The sequence below is a fragment of the Bradyrhizobium sp. 147 genome (genome assembly GCF_023073935.1).
GTDB lineage: Bacteria > Pseudomonadota > Alphaproteobacteria > Rhizobiales > Xanthobacteraceae > Bradyrhizobium.
In genome coordinates this window covers 1-14,323 of record NZ_JADPKL010000025.1, presented here as the reverse complement: position 1 = coordinate 14,323, position 14,323 = coordinate 1, and the positions used below count along the sequence as shown (strand labels likewise).

At 61.3% G+C, this 14,323-nt stretch carries 9 protein-coding genes, 1 tRNA gene and 1 pseudogene; 5 read left to right on the top strand and 6 right to left on the bottom strand.

Annotation, left to right across the window (positions count from 1 at the left end):
• Nucleotides 1-1,896 precede the first annotated feature (1,896 nt).
• A complete protein-coding gene (locus tag IVA87_RS07015) occupies nucleotides 1,897-4,284 on the top strand; it encodes a hypothetical protein (protein WP_346658341.1) in 2,388 nt (795 codons plus the stop codon).
• A gap of 652 nt (nucleotides 4,285-4,936) precedes the next feature.
• Nucleotides 4,937-5,683 (top strand): annotated as a pseudogene (locus IVA87_RS07010) (IS6 family transposase); the annotation flags it as partial.
• Between the two features lie 1,203 nt (nucleotides 5,684-6,886).
• Here the strand turns inward: IVA87_RS07010 and IVA87_RS35295 are convergent.
• Together IVA87_RS35295 and IVA87_RS07000 are read right to left on the bottom strand one after the other, a co-directional pair.
• Complete coding sequence (locus IVA87_RS35295) at nucleotides 6,887-7,090, bottom strand: hypothetical protein (RefSeq protein ID WP_346015858.1); 204 nt, start codon at nucleotides 7,088-7,090, stop codon at nucleotides 6,887-6,889.
• A 147-nt stretch (nucleotides 7,091-7,237) separates the two neighbouring features.
• Complete coding sequence (locus tag IVA87_RS07000) at nucleotides 7,238-8,002, bottom strand: outer membrane beta-barrel protein (RefSeq protein ID WP_247333068.1); 765 nt, start codon at nucleotides 8,000-8,002, stop codon at nucleotides 7,238-7,240.
• A 518-nt stretch (nucleotides 8,003-8,520) separates the two neighbouring features.
• On the opposite strand from IVA87_RS07000, the gene IVA87_RS06995 reads away from it, so the two are divergent.
• Entirely contained in the window at nucleotides 8,521-8,985 is a 465-nt protein-coding gene (locus IVA87_RS06995) for a hypothetical protein (protein WP_247333066.1), read from the top strand.
• A gap of 471 nt (nucleotides 8,986-9,456) precedes the next feature.
• Here the strand turns inward: IVA87_RS06995 and IVA87_RS06990 are convergent.
• From IVA87_RS06990 to IVA87_RS06980, 3 genes are all read right to left on the bottom strand, one after another.
• Nucleotides 9,457-9,531 (bottom strand) — tRNA-Val (locus IVA87_RS06990).
• Between the two features lie 157 nt (nucleotides 9,532-9,688).
• Entirely contained in the window at nucleotides 9,689-10,981 is a 1,293-nt protein-coding gene (locus tag IVA87_RS06985) for a hypothetical protein (RefSeq protein WP_247302576.1), read from the bottom strand.
• Between the two features lie 118 nt (nucleotides 10,982-11,099).
• Complete coding sequence (locus IVA87_RS06980; RefSeq protein ID WP_247333064.1) at nucleotides 11,100-11,705, bottom strand: DUF1134 domain-containing protein; 606 nt, start codon at nucleotides 11,703-11,705, stop codon at nucleotides 11,100-11,102.
• Between the two features lie 139 nt (nucleotides 11,706-11,844).
• Between IVA87_RS06980 and IVA87_RS06975 the strand changes: the two genes are divergently transcribed.
• A complete protein-coding gene (locus tag IVA87_RS06975) occupies nucleotides 11,845-12,339 on the top strand; it encodes a YHS domain-containing (seleno)protein (protein WP_247302580.1) in 495 nt (164 codons plus the stop codon).
• 7 nt (nucleotides 12,340-12,346) lie between these two features.
• On the opposite strand, the gene IVA87_RS06970 is transcribed toward IVA87_RS06975, so the two are convergent.
• Nucleotides 12,347-13,177: a 3'(2'),5'-bisphosphate nucleotidase CysQ gene (locus IVA87_RS06970; RefSeq protein ID WP_247302592.1), complete on the bottom strand. Its 831-nt coding sequence runs from the start codon at nucleotides 13,175-13,177 to the stop codon at nucleotides 12,347-12,349.
• Between the two features lie 197 nt (nucleotides 13,178-13,374).
• Between IVA87_RS06970 and IVA87_RS06965 the strand changes: the two genes are divergently transcribed.
• Entirely contained in the window at nucleotides 13,375-14,028 is a 654-nt protein-coding gene (locus IVA87_RS06965; RefSeq protein WP_247302581.1) for a histidine phosphotransferase family protein, read from the top strand.
• Nucleotides 14,029-14,323: the final 295 nt, after the last annotated feature.

Sequence of the window (14,323 nt, the reverse complement as noted above, 5' to 3'; positions counted from 1 at the left end):
TCCGGACGCGGGAAAAAATGTTGTTGTCATTCTACGTCTGATCAGAATGGTGCATCATCTCGGAATCGGTGGGCGACTTGCTCCGGAATCGCATGGTGCATGACCGCGCGTCAGCAAGTTGTTCCGTCTCAGCCGAAGCGCCCCGATCCTAGAGAGCTTGACGGCCAATAAGTCTTCCGCAGAGTGCTTGGCAGTCGCATCGGAGTGCGGACAGATGCTTTGGTCAGGTTGTGGTCAGCTAGGTTGTATATCCTCCTCGGCAAAGCTTGTCGCGGCACGACTCAATCGCGTGCATCTTGCCGACCGGGAGCGATCTGATGTATGGCAGAATCGGTGGCTCCGTTTTGCGGAAGCGGTTGCCGGCCTGGAGCGAGGTGGGTCGTCGTCGGCGGGCGCGACGCCATACTCCCTGCGTTCCAATCCGCCCATTATCAAGATCGTCGACTGAGAATCTTTCATGCGCAAAGTGAAGAGATTCTTGTCCAGTGAAATCATGCACATCGCCAGTAACCCGCACGAGTACTCGGATTTTGATCGGAGAAAGCCGAGCGGGCTGCAACTGTCGGTGGGAGGAGGCTATTCCAGTACTTACGATGATCCGGATAAGCCCGCGCGATTTTTCAGCTATCAGGTTGGGTAACGAAACTGTAGGGTTTTTAGGAGCCGGAGGCTCGGTCCGGATCAAGGGAGACCATTTTCGCCAACAGTTCGGGCGTAACGATATCACGTCCGTGGTAGACCTACGCGTTACTTATCCGCTCGCCGAGAACGCGGGCGATATCCTGCTGGAGCATGAACTGCGAATGGACGGCGATCATCCGCTGGTCTTATCACGTCCTGGCGTAGGAGGTATGGAACCCCATCTAGCGGAAATGGGTTTTGTTCGTGGGTCGCAATAACTGGGTGCTTGATCCTCAACAGCATCCAAAAGTGTGGACGAAGAACGAGAACGACCAGTGGCACCGAGTAGACAGGCCTACAAAGTATCTTTCCAAAGTCGAGGATAGCGATAGTCAAGAGAGCTGCGAGACGGATTCGTCTGACGATGATCCGTCGTATTACCTGGAGCGCGCTGTTCGAAGATTGCCTGTGGGACAAGACGATTCGAATGATAAGAGCGGGCTGGGACCGACTGGTATTTCGCTATTGCAGGGGCCGGTTCAGAAGTGAACTTGAAGGAAGCGCTCGCGCCGGACGTGCTCCTCGCGCGTGACATATGCCCGGTTTCGAACGTCAAGTTTGACTTCCTCGGCTACTGCTTCCGGCCGCGACAGGCAAAGAGCTCTCAAAACGCCTCGGTGTTTTGCAGTTTTCTGCCTCGGCTCAGCGCTTCGGCGCTGAAGTTTATGCGGGCGGCAATCCGGGATTTAACCTCCGAAAACGGACCCATGTGTCAATGGCTGACATCGCTCGGCAGCTCAATCCCCTCCTGCGGGGGATTGTGTATTACGGTCGATTCAGGCGGGCGCCTCTGGGTCAATCCTTCGATACGTCAATCAGACAATCGAGGCTTGGATGATGCGGAAGTTCAAACGCTTTATGGGGTCGCAAGGCCAAGACCGGCCGCGTTCTCGAACGACTATCTCGCGAACGTCCCGGGTTGTTCGCACAATGGAAGATCGGCATACGCGGCTCGTTCGCCTGATGGGAGCCTAGTGACGCGAGAGTCTCACGCTGGGATCCTTGAGAGGCCGGCGGTGAGATTCCGCCGGCCTACTCGCCAAAGCCGTCTGCCCGGATGTGTGGGGGCAACGCCAAATGGCCGAGCTACTCGACCACGATCCACGGCGGTGTGGGTTTCCTGTGCAACCGGAAAAACGCCCTTCGTCAGCTACTCGTCAGCCAGCCTGTCTATCCAGACAGGCTGCGCATTCTCGACTTGATTGGAGATGGAATATGACGGGCATTGGCCGATCTGGAAGATCGCGCACTGGAGATGCTGGAGCCGGATCGAGCAGTTCACGCTCGCACTCAAGTCTAGCCCCTGGGGAAGGCAGTCAATCGTTCGATTCCGTTGTGGAGCGGATGCGCTCTGGGCCCCAAGATAGAGGGACGCCCTCCGCTAGCACGGCGCGCGGTGCCGACGATGCCCTTGGCGACAGGTCTTCCGGTCCCTCCGTTGGCCCAGATCGAATCCTAGGCGCTGCGGCACGTGCAGCCGCTGCGCCACGTGCAGTCACTGCGCGGCGGCGCGGCTTTACCTCAGTGTCGGAGGGTGGAGACACGGCGCCGGTCGCCAGCCAGCCAACTTCCGGTGTGGCAGTCTCCATTTCCTCGTCAGAGGAAGAAATCAACGCAGCAAGGCGACACATGGACCGCCTGCGTGAGGAACTTGCCGCTTGCGGTAATGCGGGCATGCAAGCCCAGAACTCGAAGGAGGCGCTAGAGCTGGCCGATCGGTTCGTCAAAGCAGGCTCGGCAGTTCTGGAGTACTACGCGAGCCTGCGCCCGGCCGTCGCGCCGATCATTCTGTCCGACGCTAAGGCCCGTCAATGCTGCTCTGCCGTGCTCGATGCGGGGCGTCAAGGCAAGATTGTGGGCAGAGCGATTATCTCCGACTTGCAAGAGCGCAGAAAGAATTCGGCAGACCTGTTCCAGCGGATCAAATCCAACGCTACACCCGACCAGTTGAGCCGAGTGGCTTCCAGTATGGTGAAGGACCATGTGCCTGTCATCGAGTGGTGGGGAAAGAAGCTGTTACGCTCGGAACGGATGGTGTCCGTCTGCGAGACCACTGCCAAGTTGCCAAGCACGACGCCCGAGATGCGGAAGCCCATCGAGGCCGCACTACGCCTGCATACCGGCTCGGCACTTTATGATGGGTGCTTGTATCTGGAAGCGCGGATTAAGCTCGCGAAGCTTCTGATTGAGTCTCAGGCGAGCACGTTTGAACCAACCGTGAGGGACGCCCTCATGGATGAGAACGGGCGGGTGCGTCTGCTCGGGACCTATATCCAGGATGCTTTTCCGGCATTCAACTCGACGTACAAAGCCGTTCTGAACGAGCACGGAGAGCCACTCGACGCAGAGCACTGCACCGTTCTGGAAGGAGTCATGGAACGGCATTCGGAATTGGCCTCAGGGGTGGAACGCATCGGTGCCACGCTAAGGGATGCTGGAACGGATGCCGACCTTCTATTGGAACAGTTGGACCAGATCATGGAAGGTGCATGGGTCACCGCGCATCAAGTCACGCGACTATTGGCAGTGCAGCCAAAGACGCAAGTGGAGCCGCCTGCCCAGACTGCGATATCGGAAAAGACCGACTTAGCGGCTGAGAGCCACGCGGCGCGTAGGAAGGGGAAAGGCAAGCGCGCACCGGCCGCAGGCGAGCGGAGTTCGACGGCCGGGCTGCGCGAGCCGCAGCTCGCCAGGCCCGACGCTGCCACGGTTATCGTACTCTCGGATCTGGGTACGAAGAAACTCGCGAGTGCGGAGGAGGCACGCGCGAGGGCGTCATCATCGGCGACCGGGCACCTGGCGATGTGGCAGGCTCCGCCCTCCAGGAACGCACTGACGGGATTACTCAAGCGATTGGACGAGCTGCTGCAGTTCGATCTGCCGGCTCAGCAAAGCGCCGTCTCGCAAGCGCGCCAGATGAAGCCCGAGGACGCCGACCACGTCGTGGATCTCGTCCTTAAGCGCCTGCAGACGCAGGCCACCGAGATTAAGACCTGTGTAGCCGCGCTGGAGGAGCCCCGCCGACGTGGCCTACTCAAGCCTGCGCAATTGACCGAAGTGCACAACAAAATAGTCCGGCTTAAGGCGATGTTGTCCGAGGTTCAGGGACAGGCAAACTCAGTGAACGCGCAAAAGGCGGGGATCACGATCGATTGCATGAAGACCTATGCGTTTCCGTCGCAGAAGTACCTTGAACAGTTGCGGGCGGCCGAAGAACTTGCGTCTGTGTATTCACCCCAAGCCTTGAAGAAGATCGAGCCAGCGACGCTGTTCGAGATCGAGCTGCAGCCCAAGGCGCTGCGCAGTGGTAGGACGCCAAATCCGATGTGGGTGCACATCCATACCAAGCTGCCGGTACGTGCCTCGCAGTTGGCCACGCTGGGCGTCGCCGACTTCGCCGCTTGCCACGTGAAGTCCCATGAACAGCGCGGCTACAATCGGCAATGGCAGAGCGCTCAAGCCGCCAAGGGGCACGAGAACGTCGTGATCCACCGCGGCAAGCTCACGCCTGCGTTCTGTAAGTCGTTGTTGAGCATCGCCTCAGGCTACTCCCTTCCCGAGGCGGAGCACGCGTCGATGCAGTTCGCGCGCCTCAGGATGTAGTTACCTGAGTGTCTCGCGCCAGAGCGTCGCTGTGGTGACACCATCAAGCAGACCGCCACCGAGAGGAAATCCTCGATGAACTCGAAGCCGGCGCGGGCTCCTCGAACAGATCGACAACGGGGTCCGACTGAAATTCGATCGCGAGCGTGGAGACCCCGACTTCCTTTCGCTTGAAAAACAGCATCGCGGCGCTTGTCGCCGCGCTTGCGATGGCCGGGTCCGAATAGCCTAAGACCCGGCTATGCTTCAGATCGTGAATGAAGCAGTTTTGCGCATTTGTGTTCGAGATCCCATCGCCGATCGCTTCGGTAAGTGTCTGCGGCGCCGTGCTTAGCGCCCCACAACGATTGGGCTTCCCGGCCCGGAGCACCAAAATGCGGTGTAAAGGGCCAAACGCGTGCGGGCCAGCCGCACCGGGCTCTCGTGCTGGGGTGGACGGCCCTTTCCGCTACTCCGGGGGCAAGATGAGGAGTCGTCGCTGACCTCAAAGAAAGGAGACGCCCGCGAAAACAATTGTTCGCATCGGTTTGAAGACGTGAAGAGTGTAGTGCTTCAGCTGCATGGCGTTGACAGGACGGAGCAGCCGAGGGTTGAGGGCAGAAGGCACGGTCAAATTAACGAATTGGAGCGGCCGAGCGGGCAGACGAGCGGCATGCCAACCGCCCGGGGTTCTTTTTCGCCGTCATGGTTTCCCACTGGAAGGGATCTGCTATGCCGTTTGGATGTATTTCCCGTTTCCTTAAGCTCGCGCATGGTCGAGGAAATGCTGGCGGCGCGCGGCATTGTCGTGACCTATTAAACCGTGCGCCAGCGGGGAACCAATTCGGCAAGGCGTTCTCCTTTTGGATCCGCCAGCGCGCTCCGCGCGCGGCGACAAATGGCATCTGAACGAAATCGCTATCTCGACGCGGCCGAACAACATTGGCTCTGGCGCGCTGTTGACCAGAAAGGGCTCGTTCTCGAGGTCTTAATCCAGCGCCGAAGAGACTCGCGCGCTGCGCAGCGGCTTGTCAAGAAGGCCTTGAAATTCGGCGCCACGCCGCCGCGCGTCATGATCGCGTACAAACCCCGTTCGTACGGCGCTGCAAGGGCGAGATGGGCTTTCACACCGACCGACCATCGCCACCACAAAGCTCTCAACCACCGCGCTGAGAATTCTCACCCGCCGACCCGGCGACGCGAGCGGATCATAAAGCGGCTTAAATCGTCCCGTCAGACTCAGCGGTTTCTGTCAGTTCACGATCCGGTCGCAAACCTTTTCCACGTCCCCTATTCCGGAGCCGTCACTGCCGACTTCCGTCGTGCTTCGCGCGAGCCAGCCTTTGCGATTTCCTGCGAGATCTCCGCGATAGGCGCTATCGCCGATTCTCAAACCCTGAGAAGTGCCTTCTTCGGTTCAGTGCCAGCTCGCGCATGGGCTATCTCCAAAAATGGAAGCGGCAAGAGGAGAAGAAGTCCAGCGCGGGAGGATCGTGAAGATGGCTCGCCTCACCCCGCCGAGCAGATCGAGCAGAGCTACGACGACGCCATGAAGGCGCTGGCCGACTATCTCACGCGCGAGCGCGACGCGGCAACCACCATTGAAATCCAGATCCTTGATCGGGACAGCCTCCGCGACGCCATCACGGAGGTCCTGGTTGACGCGCGCGTGCATCCAAGACCAAGAGCGGACGTCCCGGAGCGCGAATTATGACCGTTTGGACTTACGATCAGGGCGAGGTTCTGAAGGTCTTCGCGACCGAAGAGGTTGCGCAGGCATGGCTCGATGAGAACGATCCCGAGGGCGTCACCTTTGAGCACGACGTGATAGGCCCGCCAGCGCGAACCTGCACCCGCAGAACAGGCCCGCCAACTGAGGCGGCGTTACTCTCTGTCCATTTCGGAGATTTACGGGCGCCTTAGAGGCTCAGCACCAGCATATACGCGAGGACCGTGGATAGAGCGCCCAATCCAACCATGGTGATTATGAAAACGAGGTCTGGCGCCGTCACGCTGCCCCCCATTTGGTTTCGCAAATCACCTGAATCTTACGCTTTACTCCGGCGGCTGCAAGCCGGGCGACATAAGCCATTCGGTCATGTGAGCGCCAACCTCGTTTTGTCGGGCTCTACGCAGTAAGGCTTCCCGCTGCGGTCCATGCGGGAGCTTCTTGGCTTGCTCGCGTAGGCTTTTCGCTTCTTCGGCAAGTCGTTCTTCCAAGGGCGAAGACTGGCTAAATCGGCGGCGCGCTCCCATGGCCTTCCTCCATGACGTAACAAACGCGAAAGTTCCGGGCCGGTTCCTCAAATCAGGCCACTGTGATTTTCAAACTAGGCCACCGCGCTCGGAAACAGGCCAGTACCCGAGGCAGCATGAGAACATTCCGCAAAACGAGAACAACGGGCTTCCATCAGGTGCGGCGGCGTCCGAGCCCCCGCGGATATGTAGGCCGCAGGTGCTACCTTATGACAGCTCCTGCGGCCGGTGCCGCGACGTTCCGCACGATCCGCGCGGCACGCCAAGTTGCTAGCACACAGGCCCGCTAGCGCGAACCGGCGGGGCTTTTGCTCTCCCGAAACGGGCTCGCGTCAGTCGAGATTGAACTTGTTTTGGAGAGCCCTGATCATGTCCTCGACGCTCCCTTGCCGCCAGTGCGTGGAACTAGTTTGATCTGCAAGCCCATGGCGGTGAGCACACTGAGAATTGTTGAAAAATTCGGAAGCCGTTGGTCGCCGAACGCGCGATAGATGCTTGTACGCTGCAGTCCAGTTTTTTTTGAGAGTTCTGAAATGTTGAAATGTCTGAGTGCCTGCCCGATGCTCCGCAAATTGTGTGAGGTTCACCCGAAGCGAGTGCCTCGTTGAGCTCACGGCGAGCTGCGAAGGGACGTTTGGCCTGAAGGTCTTTGTCATTCGAGCCTTCCAAAGAAGATGGCCGGCTCTAAGAGCCGGCCCCTGTTCTTTTATGAAGCTGCTCAGTACCTCGCGATCGTCGGACCGCCGAACTTGTAGTTCAGGCGGACCAAGCCGATGTCAACGTCTTGGCGGATGCGGTCGCTACCTGCGAAGGCTCCAGCCGGCGTGGTGAAGTCGATCGTGCGATCGCCCAGGAAGATGTGGTTGTACTCGATGCCAACCGACCAGTTCGGAGCAAAGCCATACTCGAGACCCGCGCCAACGGTGCCACCCCAACGGGTTTCACGCGCCGACGACAAGAGCGCGCCAGTCGGAATATCAAACACATCATACTTGTCGCCGACGACCGCGGCGCCGCCCTTGACGTAGAACAAAACATTGTTCCATGCGTAACCGACCTGCCCGGTAATCAGACCAAAAGAGTCGATGCGAGAGCGATTGCGATCAGTGCCAAACGCCAAGCTCGTGTTGTCGCCTCTGAAGTCAGCCCAGTTGCCTTGGCCTTCGAAACCGAACACCCAATTTGCCGACTGCCAGCGATAGCCAATCTGGCCACCGACCGTGCCCCCGACAGCATTGTGGCAACCCTCGCCGACCAGAGCGCCTGGGACACCGAAAATGCCGGCTGCATCCACAAAATCCCAGCACTTGTGGCTTGAACCGCCGCCGCCGTTGATGCCGATGTAAAAGCCGCTCCAGTCGTAAACAGCAGCAATCATCGGAGGCGCCTTCGTATATGGCCGCGCGGCCAGATCCGCCGCACTGGCGGGAGCGACCAGCCCCAGAGTTAGTGTTCCGGCTGCAGCCGCTAAAAGCCTTTTCATGCGAGTGTCTCCCCAGAAATACGAGTTCAATGAATCGGATGCGTTTGGCTCCGGGCCCGATTAAGAGTACGTCGTTCGCCTCTACGTTGCTGTAGCCGGCATGCAACACTCGCGGTCAAAGACGGGCGGGATTCTTCATAGTTATTAGATAGTTGCGGAAGTAAAATCCCGGTGGCGTGCACATCGGGGGCGGGCGGGCAAAAACGCCCCGCAGCGAATCGGGTTCTTCGTTTCCATGCCCACGACACGCAGTAGCTTGCTCTCCGACCGAGCTACTAGGAATCGATAATCTGCGAGGTACTTAGGATGCCGGTGATCGCGGTATGGCTGACGATCCCCCCTCGGTAATTTTGTCTCCAATTGGAGACAATCCTCATCCAGTCGAGCGCCCACACGCTTACCCATCCAGACGGACTGCCGATCCGCCTGAAGCTCGCCACCACGTCCTCGCTCTGTTGAGGATCACATTTTTAAAATCGAAATGGGCACATGGTGTTTCGTGCCTGGTCGCGTCGGCATTGAGCACCTCCGCCAGTGCAGTCCGCCTCGACGAGGACCTTTATGGCCCGGACATTTCTGCGGCGAGCGATCAGCTGGGCCAGTCGCGCCTGGCTTGGCTTCATCTTCTGCTCGAGGCCGCAGACCTTCTTCGAAAGTTGGCGGCGAGCGATGCCGGCGAGTCGCTGAAGGCTGTGCTTCGCAGATTAAGCCGCAGGCTCGATAGTTGGTCCGAAAACCGCATTCGAGATGTCTGGCACCGGGACCCCCGAGTGAAGATCCGGGCCGATGAGGTCAGCCAGCTGCGTGCGCTCGCAGAACCCAAACGCAAATCAGAGACTGTCCATGATTCTGAAGAGCTTCGAGCTACTACGCGGCGGCCTGCGTCGCCGCTCGGTGAGGTTTTTGAGGGGCGGAAAGTGTATACTTTCAACTTGTCTGCCGTCGCCATCGGTCTTACGGACGACGTCGAACGAAGCCGCTAAGATCGTGAGCGGTAATCCAACGTCAACCGTTATGGCTGCACGATGCGCCATCGCGGATGGGTGACGAGTACCGCGGATACGCACTGGCAAACGAGAACCCGTCAGCCCTATGTGGCTGGCGGGATTTTCTTTAGGCGCGCAGCCGAAGTCCTGCTGCTCGGCAGAGTGATCGCTCACCGCCTGAGAAGCACTAAGGGCAAAGAGAAACAGTGCAGGAACGTCGCAGACAAGAGCGCATCGAGACAAACGAGGTCGCCTACACCGGTTGGGTGGCGAGAACATCGGACGGTTGCACGATGAGCAGCCGAGCCGCTCCGAGGCCGTCGCGCCATCATTGCTCGCTTCGTGCCCCTGTTGTGCCCCAGCTTTTTTGGGGCACATACTCGGAGAACCGGGTCGCTAAGTGGCTGATTCCAAGGCATTAATGGTGGCGCACAATGGGTCGCTAAGTGGCTGATTCCAAGGCATTAATGGTGGGCGCACAAGGGATCGAACCTTGGACCTCTCCCGTGTGAAGGGAACGCTCTCCCGCTGAGCTATGCGCCCGGGACCATCATGCAGGCGGCCGGACTTGCGGCCGGCCGGCACATTGGAGCCCGCGATTTAGAAGTGCGGGGCGAAGGTGTCAAGTTTCCAGGCGCCGGAGGGCCGGAAAACCGATCGCAAGCCATCCCACTCGCTGGTAGGCCGGGTTTCGGCCCGGTTAAGCGCCCTGCTGGCGGGCGCGGGAGGCGTGGGCCTGGAGGGCGCGGATGCGCTCGGCGAGCGTTCCACCGCCCTCGGGCAGGGTGGCCGCGCCGTTGGTCGCAGCATCGTTGGCCGGGCGCGGCGCTTGCTTGGCCGGCTGGCTGGCGTCGGCCGCGAGCAGCGCCTCGATCGGCGAGTTCGGGCCTTCGAGCTGCATCGCCAGCTTGGCGACCTCAGCGGCGATGTCGTTGATGCGCTCGCGCAGCAGCGCGTTCTCCATCCGCTCGGTCGCCCAGGAGCTTTCCGCCTGCTGCTGGATCGCGTTGATGTCGCGCTGGAGTCTGGCGCGCTCGTCGCGCGCGCTGCGGAGCTGCTCCTCCAGCGCGGTCTTTTCCGCGCGCAGCGCTTCGAACGGGGCCGACGACTTGCCGCCGCTCAAGGCGGCGATCTCGACGCGCAGCTCCTTGATGATGCGCTCATTGCTCTCGTTGGCCTGGCGCAGCTGGTTGTTCTCATAGTCGCGCTCGGCGAGCAGCTTGCCTTGGGTGGCGAGGCGCCCCTCGAGGTCGGCGACGCGGCTCGATAGCATCTCGGCCTCCTTGACCTGCACGATGAGCTGGCGATCGAGCTCGGTGACACGCTGGCTCAGATTCTCGACGCGGCCCCGGGCATCCGCGAGTTCGCGCGAGGCGGTCTCGGATTCGGTCCGCTCCTGCGCCAGGCGCGCTTGCGTCGCGGCAAATTCCTTTTCGGCATCGCCGACGCGGTTCTTCAATTCCTCGATCTGCGCGCGCACGGCGACCAACTCGACCTGGCGGCTCTCCGCCATCATCGAGCGGTCCGACAGTTCAGAGTTGATCTTTGCAAGCTCGGCCTGCTTGTCAGCCAGCGCAATCCCGGCGGCGCGCAGCGCCTCGGTCTTGGCGTTGAACTCCTCCTCAGTGGCGCGAAGCTGCTCCTTCATCGCCTTCTCGCGCGCCTCCAGTGCGAAGATCGTGGCGTTCTTCTCCCCTAACTCGATCTTCATGCGGTTGATGGCATCGCTCTTCTTGCCGAGTTCGGCGAGCTGGCTGGTGGTCTTGTTCTTGAGCTGCTCGACGCTCATCTCGAGCCGCCGCGCCGACATGGCGAATTCGGCGCGGAGCTGGTCCTTGTCGGCCTGGATCTCGGCCATCGAGAGCGGGGTGGCGGCCTCGAGCCGGCGCGTCGTCAGGCGCACCGCGCGGTTGTGCACCAGCGGCACGATGGCAAGCCCGCACAGCATCGAGAGCAGGAAACCGATCGCCAGGTACATGATCGGTTCGACCATGGGCCAGAACTCCCAGAGCTAAGGAAAAATTTACCAACGACAATGGCATGGGGCGCCGGCAAAAAGCCAGTCCCGCTCCGTCGTTAACCTTGATCCGTACCCAGTTGGGAGAAGAGACCTAGAACGGGTTCCAGGTCGCATTCGGCGTGAATTTGAGATAGCCGATATTGGCTCCGAGCCGCAGGCCGAGGCCGGACCGGATCGGCACCAGCACAATGTTGTTGGCGGTGAGCGCCGTCATGCCGAAGCCGCCGATGATATAGGCCGAGCCGTCGAGGCCGGCGAAGCGCTGGTAGATCGCGTTGGTGGCGGGCAGGTTATAGACCAGCGTCATGGTGCGGGCGCCGTCGCCGCCCCAATCGAAACCAAGCGAGGGGCCCTGCCAGTAGACGCGCAGATCGCCGGCATTCTTGGTGTAGAGCGTGCCTTCGCCGTAGCGCAGGCCGGCGACGAAAGCGCCGGAACCTTCCTCACCCAGAATGTAGCCGTTCGGCAGACCCCATTGGCTGACCGCTTTCTCGATGATCGAGGCGAGCCCGCGCGAGACGTTGCCGAAGAAGCGGTGGCCCGCGGTCACGAGCTCGTCCGGCCCATAGGTGTTGGGCGTCGGGGCGCGCTGCGGCGGCGGCAGGTTGGGCGGGGGCGCCTGCTGGGCGGCGGCCGGCACGATCCAGCCGACCATCGCGGCGAGCGCGAGCGCAGCAAGGCGTGATGCGAAAGTCATAAAAGAACCCCTGGTATCGAAACCGATCGCTTCCTTAACCTGACGCCAACAGGCACGGCTCTAGGTTGCGCCGGATGTCCCCTCGACTCGGATGTTATCCGCAGCAACTATGACGGCACAACGGCAGGAAGATAGCCCTTTGCGCCCCGGAATTGCCTTGATCGGCCGCCGCGTTTGCCTCGTCTGCCTGCTGGCGGGCATTTGGATCATCTGCCCGAGGTTGCCTGCAGAGGCAGCCACCACCGAGCGGATCGTCGTCAACCGCTTCAGCGGCGTCGCCATGGAGGGCTTCGATCCCGTCGCCTATTTCGTCGATGGCGCGGCCGCGCGAGGGACGGCGCAGTTCGAGGCGAACCTCTGGGGCGCGGTCTGGCGCTTCCGGAACGAGGGCAACCGGGCCTCCTTCCTGTCCCATCCCGAGATCTACGGGCCACAATTCGGTGGCTATGATCCGGCCGATATCGCCCGCGGCGTCGTCGTCGCCGGCAATCCCCGCTTCTTCGCGATCGTGGCGCAGCGGCTCTATTTGTTCAGCCGGGAAGCCAATCGCGACGCCTTCGTCACCAACCCGGAGCGCTTTCTCTATGAGGTCGGCAAGCGCTGGCCCGCCCTCCAAGATAAGCTTGGCCAGTAACAAGCGGTCAGTAGCGATCTACCGCCTGCGGGTCGCCCCAGGCAATGAACTCCGGGATGATGAAGCCGCTGTCGCTGCGCTGGCCGAAGCGGAGCTCGCCGCCCTTGCCGTCCGTCACCCTGCCGCCGGCCGCGGTTACCACCGCCGCGCCGGCCCCGACGTCCCATTCCGAGGTCGGTCCGAAGCGGGGATAGATGTCGGCGCTGCCTTCCGCGATCCGGCCGAATTTCACGGCCGAGCCGACCGTTTTTCGGACGGCATTGGGTCTGGCATCGATGAACGCCTCGCTCCTGGGATCGCCGTGCGAGCGGCTCACCGCCGCGATCCAGGGCGCGCCCTGCGCCGGAAACTTGCGGGTGTGAATTGGCTCGGCCGCGCCGACGGTCGTGCCGTCGAAGCTCACGCGCTCGGCGCCGCGGCCGATGACGCCGCGCCAGAGCAGGCCGAGCGCGGGCGCGGAGACGATGCCGAGCAGCGGCACGCCTTCGGTCACGAGGGCGAGGTTGACGGTGAATTCGTCGCGGCCGGCAACGAATTCCTTGGTGCCGTCGAGCGGATCGATCAGGAAGAAGCTGCCCTGAAACGGCGGCGAGGCGAGCTGGGTCCGTTCTTCCGATAGGGCCGGCACGTTGGCCGCAAGCTGCGCCAGTCCCTCCGCAATGATGCCATCGGCGGCAAGGTCGGCCTCGGTGACCGGTGAGCCGTCCTGCTTGCCCTCGACCCGCATCGCCGCACGGTTGACGGCGAGGATCGCTTCGCCCGCCTTCACCACCAGTGCGGTGAGCGGCTCTAGCAGGCCGGTTGCGGCTGCGCCGTCGATGATCCGCTTCACCTGGATGCCTCATTCATCGGCAATTTCGTCCTCCTCGACTGATTCGCCCCGATTGATTTGGTTGGGGCTTTATGGCCACCTCTCATCGATCGCAAGCTAGCTGCCGCGGGCATGCGAATGTTAGAACCCGCAGCATCCGTCAAGCATGCGTGATTCGCGGCTCCAGCGCCGTGCATTCCAGGAACCCTCCAGGACCCCATTATATGTCTGACGCCTCGTCGCCTGCGACCGCTACTGCTCCCGATATGCTCGAACTCGCAGCACTGCTGTGCTCGCGGGTCTGCCACGATCTCATCAGCCCCGTCGGCGCTATCGTCAACGGGCTCGAAGTGCTCGACGATGATCCCAAGCCCGAGGACCGCGAGTTCGCGCTCGACCTCATTCGCAAGAGCGCCAAGACGGCCTCGGCCCGGCTCCAGTTCTGCCGCCTTGCCTTCGGCGCGGCCGGCTCCTCCGGCGCACAGATCGATCTCGGTGATGCCCAGACCATGGCGCGCGGCCATATCGAGGACGGCAAGTGCTCGATCACCTGGAATCTGCCGCGGCTGCTGCTGGCGAAGAATCGCGTCAAGCTGCTGCTCAATATGCTGGTGGTTGCCCAGCACACGATCCCGCGCGGCGGCATGCTGACGATCGATCCGATCGGCGAGGGCGAGACGATGAGCTTCCGCATCACCGCGACCGGACATAATGCGCGCCTGCCGCAGAACATCTCCGAGCTCCTGAGCGGCGAGCGCGGGCCGGCCGCGGATGCGCATGCGATCCAGCCTTATTATACGCGGCTGTTGGCGCAGGCCTGCGGGCTCACCGTGAAGCTCGCGCCGGAAGGCGAAGCCATCACCGTTACCGCTTCGTAAACGCGCCCTTCGCGCTCGGAATATTAATCCAGTCTTGATGAGGCGCTTCGGCTTGTCCGGAGCGCCTTATCTCTTTGTTGGTTCCGTTCTTTTGCACATACTCAACCAATATTAAACGCTTTGCGGTGAAGCTGGCCCCATTCCGAAATGGCGCATCACGCCTCGTGCGCGCCCTTCCTGTATGAAGGCCTGTTTTTCATGGATGATCTGTTGCGGGAGTTTTTGACGGAGACCAGCGAGAGCCTGGACACCGTCGACAATCAATTGGTGAAGTTCGAGCAGGAGCCGAACAACG